The organism is Sphingobacterium ginsenosidimutans (genome assembly GCF_039536865.1).
Classification (GTDB): domain Bacteria; phylum Bacteroidota; class Bacteroidia; order Sphingobacteriales; family Sphingobacteriaceae; genus Sphingobacterium; species Sphingobacterium detergens.
Genome location: NZ_BAAAZK010000007.1, coordinates 1,673,511 through 1,700,252, shown reverse-complemented (window position 1 = coordinate 1,700,252; position 26,742 = coordinate 1,673,511). Strand labels below are relative to the sequence as shown.

Sequence of the window (26,742 nt, the reverse complement as noted above, 5' to 3'; positions counted from 1 at the left end):
ATTCTGTGTTAAGACAATTAATAAGATACGCGAACTCCTAAGCTATATGTCGCGGAAACAGGATAGACATTCAGGTCGTAGCCTCTTGCAGAGATTCCGTCACCGGTAACCTCTGGTGTAAAGCCGCTATATTTAGTAAATATGGCCGGTCTATCTGCTGTAGCGAAAATTCTTAAACCGGTTTTTTTCTCACCTTTGCTGATTTGAAAATTATAACCAAGCTGTATGTTTTGAATACGGAAATATGAACCGCTTTCAACCCAGAATGAACTTGCCGCGAAATTGTAATTTTGGGTGGTTGCATAAGCAGAAGGGTAGAGGTTGGTAGAACCTTCCCCGTTCCAAAGATTTGTTACAAACTCAGCATCACCATTCATCATAGAAAATTTGGAACGCTGTGCCCTGTTCTGGTTTAAAATTTTATTGCCCGCTTGTCCCTGAAACGCGATACTGAGGTCAAAATTTTTGTAGTCGAAACCCACATTAAAACCATAGGTAATATTGGGTAAATAGCTGCCTAAATTTGTGCGGTCCTTTTCATCTAATATTCCATCGCCGTTGCGGTCGTTGTAGATAAAGTAGCCCGGCTTAGCATTGTTGGCTTTTCCGATAGGATCGGCATCTATCTGTGTCTGGTTTTGATAAATACCTGCAATTTGGTAGCCGTAGAAATAGTTTAAGGGGCTTCCTACCTGTGACCGGGTGGGGAATTCTGACTGTCCTCCGGTCAGATAAGCGATACCGCCTAAGTCTTTCACTTCATTTTTCAAGGTCGTTAAGTTACCACCGATATGGTATCCAAATTCGCCCACACGGTCAGCCCAGTTTAAATTAAACTCAAACCCGCTGTTGGCAACGTCGCCAAAGTTACCGTAAATGGTCCCACCGCGAAGCGCACGGGTTCGATCGAAGGCGAGTCCCGTTGTAAGGCGGTGATAGTAGTCCACAGATCCTTTTAACTTTTGATTAGCAAGTGTAAAATCCAATCCAAAATCCCATTCTTCCACGACTTCCCAACCTATGCGGCTAAACTGTGACTCGATGGTATACCCGGGTACAAAAGCACCGTTAGCGCTGTTTATACTTCCAAAAATACCAGAGAAGTCGTTGCCGGTATTCAATATGGCATAACCCGCATTTGCATTGATACCGTCATTACCTAGTTTACCCCAGCTACCTCTCAGTTTTAAGTGGTTCAGCACGTTCTGATCCTTTAAGAAGTTCTCATTGGTCAATACCCAACCCAAACCTACTGAAGGAAAATAGCCCCAACGTGTTTGGTATTTAGAGCTACCGTCGGCACGGAAGGTAGCCGTGAGCAGGTATGTTTTTTTGTAATCGTATGTACCTCTCGCAAAATAAGAAAGACCGGCATTGCGTGTTCCGTCCTCGCTGTAACCTGTAATTGATCGTGTACCCAAATTTACGTACCAGCTTTCTTCGTTTTTAGGAATATCGTCAGCGGATACTTCCGTCTTACGCCAACGGTCTTCGCGTACCGATTGTCCAAGTAACAGGCTCCAGTTGTGATCCCCTGCATTGTCTTTATACGTTAACAGGTTGTCCCAGATATAGTTTGTGTATCTGTCCTGAACGGATTTTAAGTTTGATAATTGCGAACGCTGTGTATTGTCTACATAATACTGAGGTCTGTAATTGTAGTTATGGTTGGAACCTAATTTTTGGCTGAACTGGGTTCTGAATGTAATTTTGTCTTTCCAGATATTTAGGTCAGCATAGAAAGATGGTAAAAGCTGAAAAGCTTTGGTCCTATCATAATTGTAATGAGCCGCTGCCACAGGATTGTTAAAAACACCATTGTTGTAACCAATACTGGTTGATGATGCAAATCCGTCTGTGGCCAATGTGTTATTGCTGTCATAAACGGGGTACAGCGGCGAAGCATAATAGGCCAGCATAAAAGCACCATTATTGGGGGAAAATAGGATGGAGTTGCTCAAGTGCGCTGTGAACCCCAGTTTCAACCAATCAAATGCCTTTGCTTCCATCTGAAAGCGTAAGTTATATCTTTTGTATTCATTTTTAGCGCTCATAATACCTTCCTGGTCGAGCAAATTCGCTCCAAAAGAATAATTTATTTTTTCGGTGCCGCCCATAATGTCGAGCGAATGACTTTGCATCGGAGCATTGTTTTTCAACAATTCGCCATACCAATCGGTGCTGGTATTTGGAGAAAATCCTGTACCTCCAAATTTTGTTACAGAATTCACTACGTATAGGGAATCTGCCTTTATGCCTTTGGCAAGCTGCATAGCGGCATATTGCGATCCGTTTGCCATCTTGAGCATATTTACGGGACGCTGGAATCCAATATAACCCTCATAGTTTACACGCGTCTTCATGTTCATCTTACCCTTTTTTGTGGTAATGATAACGACACCATTAGCAGCCCGGACACCATAAATTGCTGCGCCTGAAGCATCTTTCAGAATCGACATGTTTTCAATATCATTGGAGTTCAGGAAGTCAATGTTGTCCAAAAACATGCCATCAACCACGTATAATGGATTTTCATTGTTTAGAGAGCCTACACCTCGTATTCGCACTGTTGGGCTACTTCCAGGTGCACCGCTGGTGATCACTTGCACACCGGATACGCTTCCCTGTAAAGCCTGCATGGGATTAGACGTTGTTCGCTTGGTCAGGTTTTCAATGTTAACATTTGAGACGGGAGCGGTAAGATCATTTTTGTTTGCAGTACCATATCCAATGACCACAACCTCTTCCAAGGCTTTATTTTCGTTTTCCAGAAAAACATTAAGTTGCGTTTGGTTTCCGATGTATACCGTTTGGGTGCGGTAGCCTAGAAAATTGAAAACTAAGGAATCGGTAGGAGAGGCGTTGATTTGAAATTTACCCGTTGCGTCGGTTTTGGTAGATGCTGCTTTCCCCTTGATACTAATGGTGACCCCGGGCATGGATATCATGCTGGATCCATCTTTGACTACCCCTTGTATAGAGGTTTGTCCATAGGCAACTGATATGACCATGGATGTCAAAAATAATGCGGATAAATTCCTCATAAGTTTTGGTATTTGTTTAAAAATTCATTGGTTATTCCCTGAGCAAATATGTTGATGTAGTACAAGTTTGCCAAAATTTAACATTTTCACATCACTACTACACTGAATTTGTTCTTTCTCAGTATAGCTTGTGTTGTTTGGTAAAATATTTTTAATGAGGTGTTTAAGTTTATTTTTTATGTAAAAAAAAGAGCGCTTTAGTGTTGTTTTTACACTAAAGCGCCTGTGTGGTAATGATGTAGTCTATGTAGCGGAATTTTAACGTTCCAATAGAAATTCGGACAGGTTTTTGTCAGTTGGTATACCCAGTTTTTTGCGCAAACGGTAACGTCTGATCTCTACACCTCGCGTACTGATGTTGAGTAGTGAAGCAATCTCTTTACTGGACATATTGAGCCGTAAATAAGCACATAGTTTTAAATCATTGGGAACAAGATCCGGAAACTCCTGCTTTAATTTTTTAAAGAAATTCTCATGTGATTCATTAAAACTTTTCTCAAAAATATGCCAGTCACGATCGTCGTTATGCGCGTCTTCAATTAGCTTATTTATTTTTTTCAATTCGTCGGAACTGAGCTTGTTTCCTTCTGCATCTTTGAGCTGTTTGAGTTCATCATGTAGATTATTCAACATTTCATTTTTATAAACGATATTGAGTGCAGCATTGGCCAGCTCCTTGTTCTTTAGGCTGAGCTGAGCTTCCAACTGTTGGTTCTTTAATTTAATCCATTCCTTCTCCTGTTGTTCGGCATCTCTTTCCAATGCAACTTTCTTTTCTTCCAGCCATTTTCGCTTCGCTTGAAACTGTCTCTTTCTTTCTCGTTGAAGATTGAAATTATATATAAGATAAATCAATCCCGTAACCATTAAAATATAGCAGATTTTTGCCCACCATGATAGGTACCAGGGATATGTAATTGTAAAAGATATTGTCTGTATTTCCGAAGTCAAGCCGGTATTGGTTCTAGCTCTTATCTTAATTTCAAAATGTCCATATGGTAGGTTTGTGAAATCTTGATAAGCTGTTTCACTCCAGTCCGACCATTTATCTGAATAACCTTCTAAGTAATACTGATATTGTAAGGGAGAAGAAGAGTAATAGGGGCTTGAGAAACTCACCCTGAGGTTATTCTCAGATGAAGTCAACTTAAGATCTCCATTTGGTATGATTGTTTCTCCGGTTGTGAGATTGGTCAATTGTGCAATCTGGGGCGGGGGCAATACGTATTTATGATCTTGACCTGAATTCCGATAAATGGCAAAACCGTCATCTAATCCGATGAGATAATAATGATTTTCGATCGGTAGGATGTTTTCATAATTACTCATCATACGATCTTGCAAAGGGCTGAGCAGATTGGAATCTATTTTAAGCTTTCCTTTGCTATCAAAATCTACCTTGGCGATTTTTGTTTTCTGGATAAACCAATAGCTGTTGGTATTGATCGGGATGACCTTATTTGAATTTTTATAACTTCCTAACGCATTATTTAATTCGCTTGCATAACTAAAGCGTTTGACGATATTATCAAACTGCATGAATCCACTGTCAGTAGCAAAAACAAGATTGTTTTCTAATGTGTAAATGCCCGTAAATCTTCTTTTGGAAGCAAGACTATCTTGCTTTGAGGTAAATTGAATTTGTGCTTGTTGAAAGTTTGGGTCAAGATCAATCAGCTGTACTTGTCCCCAATCTCCAATCCAGAATGAATGATTGTCTTTTTGGGCGAGGAATCGAACGGGTTCCTTGATCGAGGAAAATTGCTGCGCAAATCGAAGCTGCATATCATCTAATATGAACTTTGATAGACCTGTATAATTTCCCTGAAGAATATTCTTTGTACCGAATATAGGTTTGAATATCCAACCGCCCGTAATTTTGGAAATCTTTTCCAATTTACCGTCCACCAGTTTAAAGGTTCCTTCGTTATGACCGCAGATCAGTTCGGTACCAAATATGGCCAATGTCCAGACCTGACCATTTGAATTGGGAACCTGAACGAAATCTAAGGAATTGTAATTGTTTAGTCCCTTCCATTCACTGACAAATAAGCCCTTATTTGTCCCTAAGTAAATTTTCCCCTGATAGATGATTGATGTATATACCGTACCGATTTTGCCTACAAAATCAGTATAAAAAGACAAAGAAGAGTTGATTTCAATTCGGTCAATCCCATTGTCCAGCCCTACCCAGATATTCTGTTGTTTATCTTTTGCGATGCTGAGTACAGTATTGTTCTGTAGTCCGTTATTTTTATTGATATGTTGAGCTACTTCTCCATTTTTATTGATAATAATTACACCATTTTGAATGGTTCCAAACGCGTACTGCCCTCCGAATAAATAAATTCCATTATTGATTTGGGATTGACGTAGTATTGGATTAGCGGGAATTGACCAAGGCCTAATATTTCCGCTGGAATCCATAAGATAGAGCCCATGATGGGCGGTTGCGATAAGAGAATTATTTTTATCAAATGGTAATATTGCCAGTACATTTTTATCTTTTAGGATATCTTTACCTGGTACAGGGACCAATTTGTCCGCTTTGAATTCATGAAGACCACTCGGGAGCTGTTCAAAAAAAAGTTGATCGTTGAGTTGATGCGGAAATAAAAAGGGTTCACCTTTAGCCGTAAGTGGTCTTATTGTATTATTCTCCCATATATAGGCCTTGGAGAAAGTATGAAAAAATACACGATGATCCTCAACGATAATTTTCCATATTTCTTCGTTTGGAAAATAAGTCTTGTCTTTGACCAGCTTGGAAAGGCTATGATAGCTCATGTCCCCAAATGCCTTTGATGTCCAATAGCCAAATTCCCCTCGTCCACCGGTGTACACTCTTCCAGCTTTATCAACAGCTACACTGCGGACAGTCGAGTGGTTGGGGAGTGGGTATATGCGCCAGTATTGTCCATCAAACCGCAATAAGCCCTCTGTATTGGCACTATAGATTCGCCCTTCGTGATCAATAGCCAAAGACCAATTTTGGTTTCCAGCCTTGTATTGGCTTTTCTTGTACTGCTTTACAAAAGGTGTGCCTGTAGGTATGATTGTCTGGCCATAGCCAGTATTCATATTCAGTATAAAAAAAGCGCAAAACCAAAAGATATAGGCAACGCTATATTTTTTTGATATCATCGAATCCCTCACTTTAAATTGATTTTGAAAAGCAATATATAGATTTTATCGCAAATGGCAGAATACTTACAGCAGATGAATGTCATTATAGGCATTCAAGCTTATTTTTTTGACTAAAAAGTCGAAATCGTTTTCGCATTTTTAATAGTCCGATTCAGTAAAGTCTACTCGTTTTTTAATTACCTTGGAAACAAATAACCAAATAAAACATGATTATGACTTGAACAAATCTTTAGAAATTAGATTTGGATTCAAACGAATTGCTCAAGGAGTGAATCCAATTTAAAACGTAAACCCAAAAACACTAAACAGTAAAATTATGAAATCAAAGCTTTTCAGAAGAGGGCCCTGTGCGCTTATTCCCTATGCTTCCATGGCCATATTTTTGTCCCCGGGCTTATCAATGGGAGCAACTAGGGTCGAAGGTAGCGGCATTTATCATCGCATTAATCAAGAAGAATCAGAAATCAGAGGTAAGGTTGTCAATAGAGACAATTCGCCTTTGCAAGGAGTTTCTATTAGCGTAAAGGGAGTTCCTGGCCGGAGTACTCAGACCAACGAAAAAGGTGAGTTTATGCTAAAGGTACCTGCGCAAGCAACATTAACTTTTTCGTCCGTAGGTTACGCTAAGCAGGAAATTAAACTTGCTACAAATCAAAAGACTATACAGCTTACTTTAGAGTCGAACGAGTCTGTTATGGATGAGGTTGTCGTGGTGGGGTATGGAACACAGCGAAAAAGCGATTTAACAGGTTCTGTATCTTCCATTAACGCAAATCAAATCAATGCTTTCCCATTGGCCGGTACTGCACAAGCTTTACAGGGAAGGGCTGCTGGGGTCTCAGTCACCAGCACGAATGGAGAACCCGGTAAAGCTCCGCGCGTACGGATTAGGGGCGGTAGTTCCATCAATGCGAGTAGTGATCCATTGTATGTGGTTGATGGCTTTCCTGGTAGTTCGGCCCCCGCTCCCGAAGATGTCGAATCTATCGAAGTGTTAAAAGATGCTTCTGCAACAGCTATTTATGGTTCCCGAGGTGCCAATGGAGTGATCATGATTACAACAAAAAAAGGACGTTCGGGCAAACCTGTTATTGAATTAAATAATTCCTTTGCTTCACAGAAAGTAGGGAAGCGCCTTTCGCTATTAAATGCGTCGGAATTTGCCTCTTATATTAACGATACCTATAAGAATGCTGGGAATAATAATCTACCATTTAAAGATCCGGGATCTCTAGGTGAAGGAACCGACTGGCAGGATCTTATTTTTAGAAATGGAAACCAGTTGAATAATCAGGTCTCCGTGTCGGGAGGCAGTGACAATATTAGATATTATACTTCCGTCAGTCATTTTGGACAAAAGGGAACTGTGATCAATTCGGATTTTAGAAGACTTTCCGGGACTTCAAATTTAGAGATGAAGGTCTCTGATCGCATCAAAATCGGAACGAGACTGCTGTTTAATCGCAATAAATTAAACGGTGTGAGGACACAGGAAGGAAGTAGCGGAACGACGGGTGCAGGGGTGATCTCCGCAGCCTTGCGGTTTGAACCTACACAGGGAGTTTACGATGAGGAAGGAAAATACACCTTGAAGCAGTTCGGTGACCCGCATGACAATCCGGTGGCTGCTGCTATGGAAAGGAAAAACGAAGTGATTACAGATCTGTTTCAGGGAAATGGATTTGTGGAGTTGGGGATTTTAGAAAATCTAACCTTTCGCAGCACCTTTGGTGTACAGGTCAGCAATCAACGTACAGGTAATTATGTCTCAAAAGAACTTGTCGAAGGAAGAAATTTCGGTGGAGTTGGATCGATCGCGGCACATAAAAATACCAATTTTATTAATGAAAACTTCCTGACCTATACGCAAACCGTTCACGAAGACCATAATCTGAATGCGATGGCTGGTTATTCCTATCAGAGTTCTAGAAATGAAACCTGGCAAGCCAATAATCGAAATTTCATTTCAGACAGCTTTAGCTATTGGAATCTAGGTGCTGGTTCCAATTATCAAAATGCATCTTCGAATCTCGAAGATTGGGTAATGTCTTCATTTTATGGACGTTTAAACTACAATTACAAAAATCGTTACTTTATTACTGCTACAGGGAGGTACGATGGTTCCTCGAAGTTTGGTGACAACAACAAATGGGCTTTCTTTCCTTCTGGCGCACTTGCCTGGAATCTGAGTCAAGAGCCGTTTATGAAATCAATTGACTGGCTGAGCAATTTAAAATTGCGAACAAGTTATGGCGAAACCGGAAACTCGGAAATTGGTTCATACCAATCCTTGGCCAGATTTTCACCAACCTTGACAACAATGGGCGGAAGTCCAGTTAATGCAGTGCGGCCGACCAATGTTGCCAATCCGAATCTGACTTGGGAAACGACCAAACAGACAGACGCCGGATTGGATATCGGTATTCTAAAGAGCCGAATCAACCTATCAGTAGACTATTATTACAAAAAAACGATCAATCTCTTGTATCAGGTGCCACTGCCGCTCTATTCAGGTTTTACTACGGCGCTCCAAAATGTGGGAAGTGTACAAAACAAAGGTTGGGAATTTGGTTTGCAGACAACCAATCTCAACGGCGCCTTTGGATGGAAAACAGATTTTAACATCAGTTTCAATCGCAACAAGATTTTGCAGCTTCCTGGAGGCGAGATTCGATATAATACGATCCCTGGTCACATGCTTTCAACGGATTCGCAGCTGCTACGTGAAGGAGAGGTACTCGGCGCATTTTTTGGATGGGTGACAGATGGAATTTATCAGCAGGGCGATGATTTTAGCGCACAACCAAATAAGAAACCTGGAGATATTCGCTATAAGGATTTATTTGGGCGCGATAAAAATAATCAATTGATCGCCGGTGCAAATGGTGTTGTCAATGCCGACGACCGTACGATTATAGGCAATCCAAATCCTGATTTCACCTTCGGTTTTAACAATGATTTTAAGTATAAGAATTTTGATCTGAATATTTTTATGCAAGGAAGTTATGGCAATGATATGTTGAACATCACACGAATGGAACTCGATTGGATGGCCGGAAAAGGAAATGCGACAAAGGATGCACTACGACGCTGGACGCCCGAAAATACCAATACTGACGTACCAAGGGCAAGCTCAACCAACAATCCCGAAGTTTCCTCGCGCTGGGTAGAAGATGGCTCTTACCTCCGGTTAAAGAATCTTGCTCTTGGCTATAATTTTTCAGAAAAGTCACTCGAGAAAATTCATTTAAAATATTTAAGAATATATGTCAGTGCACAAAATATATGGACATGGACCAACTACACGGGTTTTGATCCTGAAGTAAGCTATCAGGATTCTAACCGAAATGTCGGATTAGATTACATGGGCTACCCCAATATTAAATCGTACACCCTTGGCTTAAATATAAGGTTTTGACATTACTAAGAACCATCTAAGTACTATTGATGGTAGTTAAATGAAAAATAAATAATCTGGGTGCAGCAATTTTCAGCTGATGCTCGAAATAGGCACCTGTTAATAATTCATGCTCATGAAAAAGATAACGATATATCGTATGATACTTACGACGCTGTGTTTTACCAGCTTGTTTTCCTGTACCAAACTGAACGAGGAACCGGTAAGTATTTTGGATCCTAAACAATATTTTAAGACGGAAGCGGATGCAGAAGCTTCCGTGATGGGGATTTACGGGCTGTTAGCCAATGCAGATTTTTATGGACGGCGATTGACCATGGTACTGCAATTGTTGGGTGACGACATTGATATTGCGGATATTGGTACGCAATCAAGTCGGATTCAGTTGAACAGTTTTACACATGATGCAAGTAATCAGGATCTGCTCGCGGTATGGAAAACAGCTTATCTGGGTATCGGCGCTGCAAACGCCGCAATAGATGGTATTCCAGCCGTCACAATGAATGAGGCTAAAAAATCCGCCCTCATTGCCGAAGCGAGGTTACTTCGTGCGCTATATTACTATCACTTGGTTCAACTATTTGGGGACATTCCCTATATTGGGGAATTTGTCAGTGATCCAAGCAAGGTAATTGCTATCAGCAAAACTCCAGCAGCAAAGGTTTATGACAATATCATCGCAGATTGTGAATATGCGATAGTGAATTTGCCAGATACCTATGCCAATAACAACAAAGCAAGACCATCCAAAGGCGCCGCCCAGACTTTGTTAGCTTCGGTCTATATGGTCTTGAAAAAATGGGATGATGCCGCTAAGATGGCTGAGGCTGTAATTAATGATGCAAACAAATACCAGTATGCTCTGGTCAAAGATTATAATAGCCTATGGGATGCTGATCTTGGTTTTCAGACCGAGCATGTTTGGGTAGTTGATTTTCTGGGGGGAATTACCGGAGAAAATGCATCCAACCAAGATTATACAGCGCCGATGACCGGTGTGCGGGACGCCGATATGTTGGGATGGAGCGTTATTGTACCATCAAATGGTGTATATGATAGCTTTTCTGATCAAGATTACAGAAAGAAAATTAGCTTTCTGACCGAAACACCGGTAAAAGGAGTGATGACACCCTATCAGAAGTGGAAATGGCCTCGTATACATACCGCAAAATGGTGTTTGCATCCGGGCACTAATGCTGGAGCGGATGGTTCTGACTCCGATATCAAACATGTTATCTTTCGCTATGCTGAAGTTCTTTTAATGGCAGCTGAGGCATTAAATGAAAGTAAAGGCGGGCCAACGCAAAAGGCATATAGCTATATAAATGCTGTTCGGGCTAGAGCAAGGTATACGCCACAGGGCCTACAGAATTATCCTGCTGACCTGGCAACGGGTATGTCGCAGACAGACTTTCGAAAAGCTGTACAGGAAGAACGTCGTGTTGAATTAGCTTTTGAATGGAAAAGATGGTACGATATCAAACGTTGGGGACAAGTAGTGGATGCTTTTACTAAGCAGGGAGCCTATGAAAGCCAACCAAAAGTAAAAGATTTTCACGCACTGATGCCTATTCCTCAGGACGAAATCGCACGTAATACAAATTTACTGCCTCAAAATCCAGGGTATTAGAACAGCAATATCAGAATTCTTTGGAGTTAAAAGAAAGAAAATATCAACCTATTCGTAAGTTGATATTTTCTTTTTAAGGATAGATAATACCTTTTTTATACTATCGTCAAGAATGAAACAGGGATTGAAAATTTAATTTTCTTCAAAATCCGTTTAATTCTGCACTAAATCAAGAAAAAAGACATTTTTTCCACCTATTCGAACGAAAAATCTCCCTCTAGAGACCGACTATTTTTGATATTTGGTTTCATTTATTGAGTTCAAAATAACCACATAAACCAAGAGAACTATGATAACACCGATAACCAAAACGGTAGGGAAGGGTTTGCTTTTATTTTCGCTGATGAGTATGGCTGCACCAAATGTGTTTGCACAGTCTCAGTTAAAAATATCCGGAAAAGTAACCTCACCTGCGGGCGAACCACTCGCGGGGGTGACAGTACTGATTAAAGGCGCAAAGAATGGGACTGTTACAGATGTATCCGGCAATTACCAAATTGTAGCTAAAGATATTGATGTATTGATCTTTTCTTTAGTAGGTAGAGAAAAAGCAGAAATAGCTGTTGATAAAAAAGATCATATCAATCTTGTCCTACAAGAATCAAGTAGTCTTATGGATGAAGTTGTCGTAGTAGGCTATGGTACCCAGAAGAAGAGCAACTTAACAGGGGCTGTTGCGGCAGTGGATGGAAAAACCTTGAACAAACGGATCGCAACAAATCCTACCCAATTACTTCAGGGGCGTATGCCGGGACTTCGCGTGACACAGGGCTCCGGAGAGGCCGGGAATGAAAATGTGAATTTACAGGTTAGGGGATTGGGCTCCTACGGGGCATCGTCTGCACCATTGGTCATCGTAGATGGGATTCCTGGTAGTTTGGAAAACCTGAATCCACAGGCGATTGAAAATATTACGGTATTAAAAGACGCCGCTTCCGCAGCAATTTATGGGGCAAGAGCTGCAAACGGTGTCATCCTAGTGACAACCAAACAGGGGAAATCCGGGAAAGCACAGCTGAGCTATGATTATAATGTCGGAATCACAAAGGCTTCAGCATTGCCTGATTTGGTCTATAATTCGGTAGATTACATGACCCTATACAATCAAGCTGCTAAAAATTCAGGTACAACCAATGCAAATGCGCTGTTCAGTCAGGAAATGATTGATGCATATAAAAATGCGACCGACAAAACACTTTATCCTGACTTTAATTGGTTGGATGCCGTATTTAAAATTGTACCAGTACAAACACATAATCTAAGTTTAAGTGGCGGTGCCGGTGGGACGAATTATAATGTAATTCTCGGTTATGTCGATCAGCCCGATATTATGATCGGTACGTCCTTTAAAAAGTATAATTTGCAGCTGAACCTCAACTCGAAAATAAATGATCGAATAAGCTTTGGTTCGAGCATCACACTGAATTACGGTGATCGAAAATATCCCAGAAACGGAGCTGAAGATCAATTCCTATCAACAATAAGCCAATCTCCACTCTATGGTCCTGTGCTTCCTGATGGTAGTGGCCGATATACTTCCCGCGCTTACCCATTTCAGTCACCTAATAAAAATCCCGTAGCTGTTGCTGAAAATGCATTCACAAGGCTAAACAATTATTTTATGCAGGGCAATATTTTCGTCAATGTAAAATTGCTGGATGGTTTGGAGTGGAAAACTAGCGGGGGTCTAACTTATGGTTTTACCAAAAACTACACCAACAAACCGGTGATCAATCAGTATATGTGGCAGGCTAAACCAGATGCACTTCCTGCGCGGCAATTGGATGTTGGTGGGCAAGGATTGGAGGTGACTGATGACAATAACGTATATCCTGTTGGATATACACAATTGACTTACGATAAGTCATTTGGCGACCATAATTTGAAAGTACTTGCTGGCACTCAAGCAGAATATAACAAGGCGCAAAAATTATTCGGCAGTAGATTGCAATTCCCTAATAAAGATCTGCTTGAATTGGACGGCGGCGGAGCTGGGCAACAGTCAAATAGTGGAGTAACCAATGAATGGTCCTTGAGATCATATTATGGCCGTTTGAATTATGATTACAAAGGTAAGTATCTCTTAGAAGGAAATGCCCGTTATGATGCTTCTTCACGTTTTCCCGAAAATCGAAAATGGGCCTTTTTCCCATCTGTATCAGCAGGATGGAAGATCTCAGATGAAGCTTTTTTTGGCGAACGGCTCAAAGAGACAGTCAATGAAGTCAAACTTAGAGCTTCCATCGGAACCCTTGGGAATCAGAATATCGGAAACTATCCTTATCAGACCGTTTATAGCTCTGCTTTTGCCTATCCATTTGAAGAAACCCTACAACAAGGAGCACGTCAGGTTGCCATGGCAAACCAACGTATCAAGTGGGAGAGTACCAAAGTGTTGGACTTTGGTGTTGACCTTGGATTCTGGAATAATAAGTTGACAGCCTCTTTTGATTGGTACAATAAAGTGACCTCTGATATTCTGTCACCGTCGACAGCATTCCCTTCCTATATCGGTCTTACTGCACCGACTGTAAATTATGGCACCTTGCGTAATAGGGGGATCGAGCTTGGGCTCCAGTACCGTGAAAAAATCGGAGAAGTGTTCTTAACCTTAAATGGTAATATTCAGGCCAACCGCAATAAAGTCATAAAATATGGGGCTGAACGTATTTCGGGTAATACAATTATCCGTGAAGGCCTACCATATGGTAGCTTCTATTTATGGCAAAATGTAGGCATATTCCGATCGGAAGAGGAGGTGAAAAGCGCTCCAGAGCAGCAGATACCTGCCAAGCCCGGTTATTTGAAGTTTGCTGATATCAATGGGGATAAAGTGGTAGATAATAATGATCGTACAGTGGTCTCTGGTGCCTACCCTGATTTTGACTATTCATTCAATGCAACTGCAGTGTGGAAGAATTTTGATTTTACGGCATTTTTCTTTGGATCCCAAGGTCAAAAAATATTTGTTAGCGAATGGGGAATCGTTCCTTTTAGGCAAGGCGGAACCTTTACGCGAGATTGGCTGGACGCCTGGACGCCGGAAAATCCAAACGCCTCACTACCTATCGTGGGATTAGATGAGTCACCTGCTGCAAATAACGTGAGAAGTGCCTCTACATTTTTCCTGAAAGATGGATCTTTTTTACGATTGAAAAATATTCAAATAGGCTATAGTATTCCACAAAGCACATTGGCAAAGGCAGGTATTTCGGGACTGCGGGTTTATTTTGCTGCAGATAATCTGGTTACTTTTTCTAAGTTTCCCGGATTAGATCCCGAACGCGGCGTTTCGTCCAGTGGTGGTGCTACTTCGGGACGTTATGTAGCCCATCCCCAAAATAAAGTTTTTGCATTTGGTGCGAACATCACCTTCTAAAAAGATGAAATCATGAAAAATAAAATTAAAACCTATTTATATGTTTGTCTGGCCACCGGTACTTTGTTAAGTGGCTGTACCAAAGATTTTCTGAATAAAAACCCTACCGATAAAATTCCTGAATCCACCTTTTGGAAAACCCAAGCGGATGCAGACCTCGCGCTATCAGGAGTGTATGAATTTCTATGTCGGGGATATAATGCGACATCTTCATCCAATGCCCGTGGGGGTTGGGGTGGAGCCAGCATGTTTTGGGATGGTCTCTCCGATGATGCATTTGTGTCAAGTACGTCGAATAATTTTAATACAATTTCTAGGGGCGGGTTGACCTCTACTACCGGGGGAATTCAAACAGAAGGCTACGAGATTTCCTATCAGGCGATAGCTGCATGTAATCGGCTGATCGCTAATATCGATCGTATCACCAGCATGAGCCAACAGGATCGGGATCGGTATAGCGCTGAGGCACGTTTCATACGAGCCCATTATTATTTTTTGCTGACTAATCTTTATGGAGATGTGCCCTTGACGCTACAACCTTTGGGCATGGATGATGCAAGTGCAAAATTGGGCAGAGAAGCCAAAGATAAAGTCATAGAAACAATTTTAGCTGATCTTGATTATGCCAGTGAGAAACTGCCTAACACGGCATATAAAGGACATGCTGTCAGGGGTGCTGCACTAGGTTATAAAACAAGAGTATTATTGACCCAGAAAAAATGGGCTGAGGCTGCCGCCGTGGCTAAAACGATAATAGATGAAAATAAATTTTCGATTTATCAGGGCGGTTATCGGGATCTGTTCAGAAAACCGGGGCAGACCAACAATCCCGAAATAATGTTTTCGGCGCGATTTTTACCACCTAATATGTATAGTCCGGCCGATATGATGTATTCCTATCTGAAAACAATACAGCCCTTGAGCTACCTAGTGGATGCTTACTACTGCGTTGATGGAAAGGATATTAAGACATCTGCTAAATACGATTCAATCAATCCTTTGGAAAATAGAGATCCTCGTCTGAAAGCATCTATAATTTATCGAGGTGTATGGCGTGGAACAACAGCTTCTTCTGCGTTTGATCCTGTTGCGGAAGGTGTTTTGGGAGGGTTTCTACCCCGAAAATATATCAACGAAGCCAAATGGCCAACGAGCTATGCCACACAGAGTGATCAAGATTGGGTATTTCTTCGTTACGCTGATATTCTGCTGATGTATGCAGAAGCAAAAAATGAAAGCGCAGGACCTGAGCAAACCGCCGTCGATGCATTGAATCAGGTGCGATCTCGTGCAGACGTAAAAATGCCTTTGCTGCAATTTAGTTCCGGATTGACAAAAGAAGAATTTCGTGATATTATCCGTCACGAGCGGCGTGTTGAATTGGCTCTGGAAGGGCAACGTTATTTTGATTTAAAGCGTTGGGGAACGATCAAGAAAGTAATGGATGCAATCAAGGATCCTACTGGCGCTCCACGGATATTTAGAGAACGGGATACCTTATGGCCTGTACCACAGTCCGAAGTAGATATTGCTAAAAGTTTGGGAAATGATAAATTTAAGCAAACAATAGGATTCTAAAATATAACCTTTATAGGCATGAAAACTAAACTCAAGATGTATAAAATACTATTCCTGATACTCTTGGTATCAGGAATGTCAAGTAGCATATCGATAGCGCAAGAAAATAAGTTACCTGATAGTCTACGAATGAAATGGTGGGAGGAAGCCAGATTTGGTATGTTTGTCCATTGGGGCGTATATGCACAATTTGGCGGTGTCTATCGTGGTCATGAACAAGCTCGGGGTGGGGCGGAATGGATTATGAACCGTTCAAAAATCCCTGTTGATGAATATCAGGCAATGGCAGGCCAGTTTAATCCTATACAATATAATCCCGACGAATGGGTGCGAATGGCGAAAGATGCCGGTATGAAATACCTCATTATTACAGCCAAACATCACGACGGTTTTGCGTTGTTCGAAACCAAAACCAGCAAATGGAATATGGTCGATGCGACTCCTTATGGTAAAGATCTGTTAAAGCCTTTGGCCGCCGCCTGTAAAAAGTATGGTATCAAATTAGGGTTCTACTATTCGCAAGCGCAAGATTGGAATAATCCTGGAGGTTCGGCAGCGCGGAAACTCATGCGCGAAGGCTGGCCCAATCCGGACTCGGCTAAAATAGATGCCTATACCTTAGCGCATAAAGGCCATTGGGACCCAAAGCAAGAAACTGCGAGTTTTGATGACTATATCAAAAATGTCTCTGTACCACAGGTGAAAGAACTTTTGAGTAATTATGGTGATATTTCTGTCTTGTGGTGGGATACGCCAACAAATATGACGGATGAAGCTGCGAGCATGTTGCAGGAACAACTGCGCCTGCAACCCAATATTATTACCAATGATCGTTTGAAAAGACCAAATTTTCCGGGGGATACAAAGACGCCAGAACAGAAAATTCCAGATTGGAGTGAATTGGAAGGAAAGCATTGGGAAACTTGTATGACTATGAACGGAACCTGGGGATTTCGTACGTCTGACCATAAATGGAAGTCGGCAGAAACATTGATCCGTAATTTGGTTGATATCGCCTCTAAAGGCGGGAATTATTTGCTCAATGTTGGTCCGAAACCCGATGGAAGCTTTCCACAGGAAAGCATAGACAGATTGGCGGCGATAGGCAAGTGGATGAAAATAAACAGTGAAGCAATTTACGCAACCAAAAGCAGCCCGTTGCAACCCTTTGAGTGGGGAAGATGCACAATGAAGGAACAGGGCGACAAGACTCTACTTTACCTGACCATATTTGACTGGCCTCAAGATGGAACGGTCGTTCTTCCAGTAAAAAATAAAGTTTTAAAAGCTAGTTTTTTAGCGAATGGTAAAACGCTTAAAGTGAAATCGCAGTCTGATGCGATCAAAATTGACGTTTCTAAACAGGCAATTGATCCTGTCGCAACTGTGATCAAAATTGAGTTGGCTGGAAAACTAGAAAAAGATAAGACTGTCACAGCAAAGAAAATGAAAACCGGAGCCTTGGATGAATAAGCTGAATCCAAATATTAAGAAAAGAGAACCATATTTAATGATAAAGGAAAATAAGTTTTATAAAATACTTGCATTGCTATTGGGATTTGGAGCTTTACAGCTCCAGGCTCAGGAATCAAAGCGAATCGACCGGGAATGGGACTTTCTGAAGAGCGATCTTGGGGGGATTTGGGAAGCTGTACGGCCGGTTGGGGCGGGCAATCCAGAATCCGTTCCACTATGGCAAACCGTTAGTTTGCCTCATTGTTACAATGCCTTAGATGCTGTTGATCCAGCTGTCAATTATTATCAGGGCCCAGGTTGGTATAGAAAGACATTAACCATTGAAAATCCGTATCCAAATGGTCGTACACTGCTTCATTTTGAAGGTGCGGGACAAAAGTCTACGGTTTATATCCATACGCAAAAGGTTGGGGAACATGTCGGCGGCTATGACGAATGGACAGTAGATATTACTGAGGCTGTCGAACAGTTTAAAAAAACCGAAGCCTATGAAACACAGTTTAAAGGGAAGATACCGGTTTCAATTCGGGTAGATAACTCGCGTGACCTCGAAATGATTCCCTCAGACCTATCCGATTTTAACCTATATGGAGGTATCTATCGCCATCTGAATTTGAAATATGTACCACAGACGGCCTTAGAAAAAGTCTTTGTTAGCCCTACAGTGGATGCAGATGGAAAACAGGGGTTATTACAAATCCGTGGTCGCCTATTGACACAATCCAACAGCTCAAATTTTGATGTCGAAACACAGCTTTATGACCCTTCAGGTAAATTGCTGCTGCGTCAGACACCGGTTGTTCGTTCGCTGGAAGGATCTCTTGACTTTGGAAAACTAACGGTTAAAAAACCTGAATTGTGGAGCCCGGATCATCCCGCTTTGTATCGTTTGGTAACCATCGTCAAAAGCAATGGACAGATATTTAAAGAAGAGAGCCTTTTTGGTTTCCGGCTTGTAGAATTTAAAGATAATGGCCCCTTCTTATTAAACGGAAAAAGACTTTTGCTTCGGGGCACGCATCGTCATGAAGATCATGCTGCTGTAGGAGCGGCCATGACAGATGCACAGATTTTACAGGAAATGACGATGATGAAAGAGATGGGCGTCAATTTCATCCGGCTGGGGCATTATCAACAAAGCCGCAGGGTGCTCGAAGCCTGTGATAGTCTTGGTATTTTGGTTTGGGAGGAAATCCCTTGGTGTCGCGGTGGCTTGGGCGGTGAAATCTATCAGCAACAAGGGAAACGGATGTTGACAAATATGATTGAGCAGCACTATAATCACCCTTCGATCATTATTTGGGGACTAGGTAATGAAAATGATTGGCCCGGTGATTTCCCCGAATTCGACAAGGAGAAAATCAGAACATTTATGCTTGAATTGCATTTACTTTCCCACCAATTGGATCCCAGTCGAAAAACAGCCATACGACGTTGTGACTTTTGTAAAGATATTGTTGATGTGTATTCACCCTCTATCTGGGCTGGTTGGTATCGTGGAGTGTATACAGATTATAAAACGGCCTCGACAGAGGAAATGAAAAAGGTCAAACATTTTCTTCATGTGGAATGGGGCGGAGATAGTCATGCTCGCCGCCATGCAGAGGATCCGGATCGCGCACTAGCCAAAATAGAAGGCGACGGTACCACCGATGAACGGGCTGGCGATGCATCCCTCGTGGGTGGTGCAGCGAGAGTTTCCAAGGATGGTGACTGGAGTGAAAGCTATATCTGTAACTTGATCGATTGGCACCTCAAGGAACAGGAAACCATGCCTTGGCTTACGGGTACCGCGTATTGGCCTTTTAAAGATTTTTCGACACCTGTTCGTCCAGATAATCCGGTTCCCTATGTCAACCAGAAAGGTGTTGTCGAACGCGATTTTACGAAGAAAGAATCCTATTACGTATTTCAATCGTATTGGACTTCAAAACCCATGCTCCATATCTACGGACACTCTTGGCCTGTTCGTTGGGGCGGGGGGGATGAGGCAAAGATGATCAAAGTATATTCCAATGCGAAGGAGGTCGAACTATTTGTCAATGGCGAAAGTCAGGGGGTAAAGAAAAGAAATAGCCAAGATTTCCCCGCTGCCGGATTGCGTTGGATGGTGAAGTTACGTGAGGGAAAAAATCAGATCAAAGCTGTTGCCAAAAATGGTAAGGAGCTTATGACAGATCAGATCGAACAAGTGTATCAGACAGAGCGTTGGGGCAAACCTGCGAAATTACAGGTTGAAGAAATTGCACGGGAAGATGATATCATAACGGTGCAGGCTAAGGTATTGGATAAAGATGGTATTCTTTGTCTGGATGCCAAAAACTGGATCTATTTTGATGCTACAGGAGATGGTGAGCTGATTATTGATCAGGGAACATCCATAGGCGCGCGAAAAGTACAGGCATACAATGGAAGAGCCCTGATACGGCTTCGCTTATCCGCAGGAAAAGCAGTTGTGTCCGGACGGATGGACGAATCAAAAAGTACTTTGTTGACAATTGAAAAATAGTGAGATGATAAAATTAAACACTAATTTGAGCTTTTTTCTTTTGCTCGGAATAATGGCCACTGTTACCTGTGGTCATGCACAACATAAACAAAAGAAGCGCCAACTGTGGTACGATAAACCTGCTGCATATTGGGAGGAGGCATTACCTTTGGGGAACGGTACGACAGGGGCAATGGTCTTTGGTGGGGTGAGCAGGGATCGTTTTCAGATTAATGATAATACCCTGTGGTCGGGCGAACCTGAGGCTGGAAACAACCCCAATGGTCCGCAAATTTTACCATCGGTACGTGAAGCTATTTTAGCTGGGAAATATGAAGAGGCTGCTGTTCTCTGGAAGAAAATGCAAGGCCCTTATTCAGCACGTTATTTACCCATGGGTGACCTGTGGCTGGATTTTCATCAAGAGGAGAAAGAGGTAAAAGCTTACCGAAGAGATTTGGATTTGGAAGGGGCGGTGAGCACGGTAAGTTATACTTACCAAGGTGTTCAATATCAAAGAGAGAGCTTTGTCAGCTACCCCGACAAAGCTTTGGTCATTCGCTTAAAAGCAAATAAAGCTAAATCGATCACTTTGGATCTGTCCATGACCAGTAAACTGAAAAGTACGGTTTCAGCACGCGGCAAAGATGTACTAAGCCTTGTGGGTAAAGCCCCCAGTTTTGTGGCTAATCGGGATTACGAACCTAAACAGGTGGTTTATGATAGCATTGAGGGAAAGGGGATGACTTTCGAAATGCGTGTTAAAGTACAGGCAAAAGGAGGGAAGGTACAGCAAGAAAAGGATAAGCTTCGTATCATTGGTGCTGATGAGGTACTATTATTACTGACAGAAGCGACCAGCTTTAATGGTTTCGACAAATCGCCGAGCCAAGCTGGAAAAGATGTAAAGGCGACAGTTAACAGTTTAATGAAACAGGTCGCAGTAAAAAACTTTACAACACTGCTTGCTGATCATCAGAAGGATTACAGATCGCTGTTTAACAGGGTATATTTTGAACTGGCTGGAATTTCAACACATGTAAATCTACCGACCGATCAGCGGATTATGCAATTTTCCAAAGGTCCTGCAGATCTGGATTTACTGACTCTGTATTATCATTTTGGACGTTACCTGCTGATCGCAAGTTCGAGACAAGGTGGAAGACCCGCCAATTTACAGGGGATTTGGAATGATCATGTACAGCCGCCTTGGGGAAGTAATTACACCACGAATATCAATACCGAAATGAATTATTGGTTGGCAGAAAATACCAACTTGTCCGAATGCCATCAGCCCCTGTTTGATTTTATGGAGGAACTGGCGGTCAATGGAGCGCAAACTGCCGCTGTAAATTACAATATAAAGGAAGGCTGGGTCGTTCACCATAATTCGGACCTGTGGGCCAAGACCTCTCCTCCGGGAGGCTATGACTGGGATCCTAAAGGTATGCCACGATGGTCTGCATGGCCAATGGCCGCAGCTTGGTTCAGCACACATCTGTGGGAGCATTATCGCTTTACAGGAGATAAATCTTTTCTCCAAAATAAGGCCTATCCACTGATGAAGGGCGCTGCTCAGTTTATGTTACATTGGCTGATCGCTGATCCTGAAAATAAATACTTGATAACAAATCCTTCTACATCGCCTGAAAATACAATTAAAATAGCAGGAAAGGAATATCAATTGACCAGGGCATCGACGATGGATATGGCAATTATCCGCGAGCTATTTACTGCGGTTATTCGCTCTTGCGATGTACTGCAGATCGACCCCGAGTTTAAGTCGACATTGGAACAGGCGAGTGCAAAATTATATCCTTATCAGGTTGGACAATATGGTCAACTGCAAGAATGGTTTAAAGATTGGGATGATCCCAAAGATCAGCATCGGCATATTTCGCATCTTTTTGGACTCTATCCTGGTAACCAGATTAGCGTTACAGCAAATAGTGAATTGGCCGCTGCCGCAAAAAAATCACTGCTTTTGCGTGGTGATGTGAGCACAGGTTGGTCGATGGCATGGAAAACAAATTGGTGGGCAAGATTACAGGATGGAAACCACGCGTATAAAATTCTTAAGGATGCGCTGAACTTTATTGATCCCAAACTGGATCGCGCTCAGATGAGCGGTGGTGGTGCTTATCCGAACTTATTTGATGCCCATCCTCCTTTTCAGATCGACGGCAATTTTGGCGCAACGGCCGGAATGACTGAAATGCTTTTGCAAAGTCACGATGGTGCTATTCATCTATTGCCAGCGCTGCCCGATGAGTGGTCGACAGGGCATATTAAGGGAATTAAAGCCAGGGGAAACTTTACGGTAGACATCGATTGGAAGGATAATAAATTGCAACAGACACGCATCGTATCCAATATAGGTGGAATATGCAAGTTGCGGACCCCTATACCAGTGAAAGTAATTGGAACGAACGGGAATAAAGTCAATGGGGCTGAAAATGAATTGCTATACAAGCCAAGTTCATTGAAATACCATATCCTCGACCGCGAAAAATTATCGCCTTTATCAACCAAAGAAACTTTTGAAATTGAATTTCAAACAGTCAAGGGCAAGGAGTACCGCATTATCCCGATATAGCTCATAAAAATCTAAGGAAATGAATTTAAAATCGATCTTCAGACTAGCGTGCACATTTATTGGGATTGTGCTGCTTCCCCTGTTCGCTGGGGCGAATGAACCCAATGGATCTTTCAAGAGTAAAATCGTGACGGTTTTGCGTCCTATTATAAAAAAGCAATCAAAATGGGCCATGAAGCAAAAGCCCTTGACCGTGACGGCTTACCCTGCAGTTCGAAGTAGCGGTGGTATCCATGACTTTTACTCGGAAGGCGACTATTGGTGGCCAGATCCAATGGATGCGAGTGCCCCCTATGTCCAAAGGGATGGTATGAGTAATCCAGCCAACTTTGTTGACCATCGAAAAGCCATGATCCGTTTTAGCCAAATTATCGGCGCCCTAGCTTCGGCCTACCGTTTGAATCCGGATAAAAAATATGTGCAGCAGGCCTTGGTTCATTTGCAAGCTTGGTTTGTCGACTCGGAGACGATGATGAATCCAAATCTGCTGTATGCCCAAGCTGTACAAGGACGATTTACAGGTCGCGGTATAGGCATTATTGATACCATTCATTTAATGGAAGTGGCGCAGGGCGTAAAAGTGCTCGAAAATGATCCAAACTTTCCACAGTCAACCAAAGATGCCATCCATCGTTGGTTTGCAACATATCTGCGCTGGTTGACTGAGCACCAATACGGTAAAGACGAAATGAATGCAGCAAACAATCATGGCACCTGTTGGGTGATGCAGGTGGCATCCTTTGCCAGTCTAGTGCAGGATACGGCTTTGCTCAAGATGTGTGCTGAACGCTACCAGCAAATTTTATTACCCAGCCAGATGGAAAAAGATGGTAGCTTTCCCCGGGAGCTCCAACGGACCAAGCCTTTTGGATATTCCCTCTTTAATCTAGATGCCATGACCATGATTTGCCATATCCTGTCTACAACAAATGAACCGCTATGGCAATATTCGTTACCCGATGGACGTACAATCAAAAAAGGGCTGGATTTTATGATGCCTTATATCAGTGATAAGAACAAATGGCCTTATCAAAAAGACGTGATGTACTGGGAGCAATGGCCTATTGCTCAACCTGCTCTCATCTTTGCTGCAACCGCTTACCAAGACAGCAGCTATCTGAAACTTTGGGCTGAGCTCAATCATAATCCCAAGGAGGAAGAGGTCATTCGCAACTTGCCCATCCGTAATCCTTTAATATGGTTGTAATGCTGGAAGACCATTTTTATCCAGCTATAAATCTGACCAATTAACCTTTTACTTAAACAAACCTAAATGTAATATGATTTTCAAAATGAATATGCTGCTGTCAAAACATGGAGATGTTTCGAATCGTTTTATCCCAAAAAGGCGATTTATTATTTCGATACTGAGCTTGACAACTATACTTTGTGGCATTCAGGAAACAAAAGCGCAGAATGCAAACCAATTGAAAAAAGCCTGGGATCTTGCGGATCGACAGTCGCAATTGCTCTATAAAGAGCTACAGCTGCTAAAAAAAGCTGATTCTACATTAGCATCTCCACGTACACTCTCCGAAAATAACGAATTGGTGGCCGTTAAACGTGGCGATTGGACCAGTGGTTTTTATCCTGGGGTTTTATGGTATTTATATGAGAAATCCGGAAAACATAAATGGAAAGAACTGGCGGGTGAATTGACCAGAGGTATAGAAGGCGAACAGTATAATGGGAAAACCCATGATATGGGCTTTAAGATTTTCTGTAGTGTTGGTAACGGTTATCGTCTTACAGCCAATGCACATTATCGGGATGTCATTATCCAATCCGCTAAAACTTTGGCAACACGTTTTAATCCTAAGGTCGGATGCATCCGTTCTTGGGATCATAATAGCCATCGTTGGGATTTTCCGGTCATTATTGATAACATGCTCAATCTGGAATTGCTTTTTGAAGCAACAAAATTGACCGGGGACTCTAGCTATTATCATATCGCTGTAAGTCATGCAAACACAACGATGAAGAATCATTTTAGATCGGACTATAGCACCTATCATGTAATTGACTATAATCCTACGACAGGTGAAGTACAGCACAAAAATACACATCAAGGATTTAGTGATGAGTCTACCTGGGCGCGGGGAGAAGCATGGGCACTCTATGGTTATACCATGTGCTATCGTGAGACCGGTGATCCAAAATATCTGCAGCAAGCTGAAAAGGTTGCGCACTGGCTTTTTGGCCATCCACGTATGCCTAAGGATTTAATCCCTTATTGGGATTTCGATGCACCTCATATTCCGAATGAACCGAGGGATGTTTCAGCTGCCACCGTGATCGCCTCGGGACTATTGGAGTTGAGTACATTCAGCAATCAGGGAAAAGACTATTTGAGCAAAGCGCAGACAATAATGTCTAATCTGATTGACCACTATATGTCCCCTCCGAATAAAAATAAAGGGTTTATATTACTGCATAGTACAGGATCAAAACCTTCCAATACTGAAGTAGATAAACCATTAAGTTACGCAGATTACTATTTTTTAGAAGCTTTGCTTCGGGAGGAAAACTTGCGCGCAGGACGGGCACAGTCGAGTCTGGTTCGAAAAGACCCCGAGGGTAAACTCATCTATTTTCCGGATGATAGGGGAAATATCATCCCTGATTTCAGTCGGGTTGGTTATCATCAAGGAAATCGACAGCTCCCCACTGTAGCCAACGCTATTTCGTTACATCCTACAGCAGATGGAACTGATCAACAGATGATACAACGTGCCATCGATGAAATCGCAAACAAACCCCTTGATAAAAACGGATATAGAGGGGCGATAATGCTGAAAAAAGGAATTTACAATATACCAGGAAGTCTACTGATCAAATCGAGCGGTATTGTATTGAGAGGAGAGGGGGACGCGGAAGGTGAAACCTTATTGCGTGCAACAGGAAAGCAACAACGTAGCTTATTGAAAATTTCTGGTGAGGGAAACTATGTCGAAGATCAGGCTAAAGCACAGATGCTTGAAGCAATATATATACCTGTCGGAAGTAAGTATGTTGTTGTCGACGATAGTCGTGATTTTCAGAAAGGGGCATCAGTACTCCTTTCTTATGAACTCAATGCGGCGTGGATTAAAGCGGTCAAAATGGATCAAATAATAGCAAGGGAAGGAACAAAACAATGGACAACTAAGGAATATAAACTAAAATTTGAACGTGTTATTTCGTCCATTAGTGGAGACACGCTATTTTTAGATAATCCAGTTGTCATGGCCATAGACCCACAGTTTGGTAAAGTTTCTGTCGTACCTTTTAAGTTTACGGGACGTATTCAGGAAGTAGGGGTTGAAAATTTACGTTTTGAATCCGAATTTGCCAACGAAACAGACGAAAACCATGCTTGGATCGCTATTGAGTTTGATAAAATTGAGAATGCATGGGTACGCAACATTACGGCACGCTATTTTGGTTATGCGGCAGTAAGCTTGGGTGCCTTCGCAAAACAAACATCCGTCATCAATTCGAAATGCCTGGATCCAAAATCTCAAATTACAGGGGGACGTAGGTATTCATTCAATAACAATGGTCAACTCAATTTATTTAGACAATTATATACCACAGAAGGGCGGCATGATTATGTCACGGGAGCAAGAACTTTGGGGCCAAATGTTTTTAGCTTGTCCACTGCAACGAATACCCATGCGGATATTGGCCCACATCATCGTTGGGCAGTAGGCACCCTGTACGATCAGATTACAACCGATGGCGAGATTAATATTCAGGATCGCGGTAACTGGGGCAGTGGACACGGTTGGGCCGGCGTGACACAGGTATTGTGGAATTGCAAAGTCAAGCGTGCAGCCGTACAACAACCTTGGGCTTCCGGGCAAAATTTTGCAATAGGGGTGAATGGCGAAAACAATCATGGTCGGTTTAAAGACAGGACTGCCGGTTTTTGGGAAAATCAAAATAAAAAATTGCTCTTAGAGTCACTTTATGAGCAACAATTGAACGATAGATTAAATAAATAA

General features: G+C 42.1%; 11 protein-coding genes. 9 read left to right on the top strand and 2 right to left on the bottom strand.

Going from position 1 to position 26,742, the window contains the following annotated elements; translation table 11 throughout:
- Nucleotides 1-17: 17 nt before the first annotated feature.
- On the bottom strand, nucleotides 18-3,044 hold the full coding sequence (locus tag ABFX33_RS19465) for a SusC/RagA family TonB-linked outer membrane protein (protein ID WP_346087616.1): 3,027 nt from the start codon (nucleotides 3,042-3,044) through the stop codon (nucleotides 18-20).
- A 258-nt stretch (nucleotides 3,045-3,302) separates the two neighbouring features.
- Complete coding sequence (locus tag ABFX33_RS19460) at nucleotides 3,303-6,188, bottom strand: helix-turn-helix and ligand-binding sensor domain-containing protein (protein WP_346087614.1); 2,886 nt, start codon at nucleotides 6,186-6,188, stop codon at nucleotides 3,303-3,305.
- A 319-nt stretch (nucleotides 6,189-6,507) separates the two neighbouring features.
- Between ABFX33_RS19460 and ABFX33_RS19455 the strand changes: the two genes are divergently transcribed.
- The 9 genes from ABFX33_RS19455 (at nucleotide 6,508) to ABFX33_RS19415 (ending at nucleotide 26,742) form a co-directional block, all read left to right on the top strand.
- Nucleotides 6,508-9,609, top strand: coding sequence for a SusC/RagA family TonB-linked outer membrane protein (locus tag ABFX33_RS19455; RefSeq protein WP_346087612.1), 3,102 nt, complete (start codon nucleotides 6,508-6,510; stop codon nucleotides 9,607-9,609).
- Nucleotides 9,610-9,724: 115 nt separating this feature from the next.
- Nucleotides 9,725-11,239, top strand: a complete 1,515-nt coding sequence (locus tag ABFX33_RS19450) for a RagB/SusD family nutrient uptake outer membrane protein (RefSeq protein ID WP_346087611.1) — start codon at nucleotides 9,725-9,727, stop codon at nucleotides 11,237-11,239.
- A 289-nt stretch (nucleotides 11,240-11,528) separates the two neighbouring features.
- On the top strand, nucleotides 11,529-14,618 hold the full coding sequence (locus tag ABFX33_RS19445) for a SusC/RagA family TonB-linked outer membrane protein (protein ID WP_346087609.1): 3,090 nt from the start codon (nucleotides 11,529-11,531) through the stop codon (nucleotides 14,616-14,618).
- Between the two features lie 12 nt (nucleotides 14,619-14,630).
- On the top strand, nucleotides 14,631-16,196 hold the full coding sequence (locus ABFX33_RS19440; RefSeq protein WP_346087608.1) for a RagB/SusD family nutrient uptake outer membrane protein: 1,566 nt from the start codon (nucleotides 14,631-14,633) through the stop codon (nucleotides 16,194-16,196).
- An 18-nt stretch (nucleotides 16,197-16,214) separates the two neighbouring features.
- The gene (locus tag ABFX33_RS19435; protein WP_346087606.1) at nucleotides 16,215-17,669 is read left to right on the top strand and encodes an alpha-L-fucosidase; all 1,455 of its coding nucleotides are present in this window, start codon (nucleotides 16,215-16,217) and stop codon (nucleotides 17,667-17,669) included.
- Nucleotides 17,662-20,181: a glycoside hydrolase family 2 TIM barrel-domain containing protein gene (locus ABFX33_RS19430; protein ID WP_346087605.1), complete on the top strand. Its 2,520-nt coding sequence runs from the start codon at nucleotides 17,662-17,664 to the stop codon at nucleotides 20,179-20,181. The genes ABFX33_RS19435 and ABFX33_RS19430 overlap by 8 nt, the downstream gene beginning before the upstream one ends.
- A gap of 4 nt (nucleotides 20,182-20,185) precedes the next feature.
- Nucleotides 20,186-22,756: a glycoside hydrolase family 95 protein gene (locus tag ABFX33_RS19425; RefSeq protein ID WP_346087603.1), complete on the top strand. Its 2,571-nt coding sequence runs from the start codon at nucleotides 20,186-20,188 to the stop codon at nucleotides 22,754-22,756.
- Nucleotides 22,757-22,775: 19 nt separating this feature from the next.
- Nucleotides 22,776-23,963, top strand: coding sequence for an alginate lyase family protein (locus tag ABFX33_RS19420; RefSeq protein WP_346087602.1), 1,188 nt, complete (start codon nucleotides 22,776-22,778; stop codon nucleotides 23,961-23,963).
- A 73-nt stretch (nucleotides 23,964-24,036) separates the two neighbouring features.
- A complete protein-coding gene (locus ABFX33_RS19415) occupies nucleotides 24,037-26,742 on the top strand; it encodes a glycoside hydrolase family 88 protein (protein ID WP_346087601.1) in 2,706 nt (901 codons plus the stop codon).

Coding starts and splice junctions, on each gene's coding strand:
- ABFX33_RS19465 (WP_346087616.1), bottom strand. CDS start 3,044: ATGAGGAATTTATCCGCATTATTTTTGACATCCATGGTCATATCAGTT.
- ABFX33_RS19460 (WP_346087614.1), bottom strand. CDS start 6,188: ATGATATCAAAAAAATATAGCGTTGCCTATATCTTTTGGTTTTGCGCT.
- ABFX33_RS19455 (WP_346087612.1), top strand. CDS start 6,508: ATGAAATCAAAGCTTTTCAGAAGAGGGCCCTGTGCGCTTATTCCCTAT.
- ABFX33_RS19450 (WP_346087611.1), top strand. CDS start 9,725: ATGAAAAAGATAACGATATATCGTATGATACTTACGACGCTGTGTTTT.
- ABFX33_RS19445 (WP_346087609.1), top strand. CDS start 11,529: ATGATAACACCGATAACCAAAACGGTAGGGAAGGGTTTGCTTTTATTT.
- ABFX33_RS19440 (WP_346087608.1), top strand. CDS start 14,631: ATGAAAAATAAAATTAAAACCTATTTATATGTTTGTCTGGCCACCGGT.
- ABFX33_RS19435 (WP_346087606.1), top strand. CDS start 16,215: ATGAAAACTAAACTCAAGATGTATAAAATACTATTCCTGATACTCTTG.
- ABFX33_RS19430 (WP_346087605.1), top strand. CDS start 17,662: ATGAATAAGCTGAATCCAAATATTAAGAAAAGAGAACCATATTTAATG.
- ABFX33_RS19425 (WP_346087603.1), top strand. CDS start 20,186: ATGATAAAATTAAACACTAATTTGAGCTTTTTTCTTTTGCTCGGAATA.
- ABFX33_RS19420 (WP_346087602.1), top strand. CDS start 22,776: ATGAATTTAAAATCGATCTTCAGACTAGCGTGCACATTTATTGGGATT.
- ABFX33_RS19415 (WP_346087601.1), top strand. CDS start 24,037: ATGATTTTCAAAATGAATATGCTGCTGTCAAAACATGGAGATGTTTCG.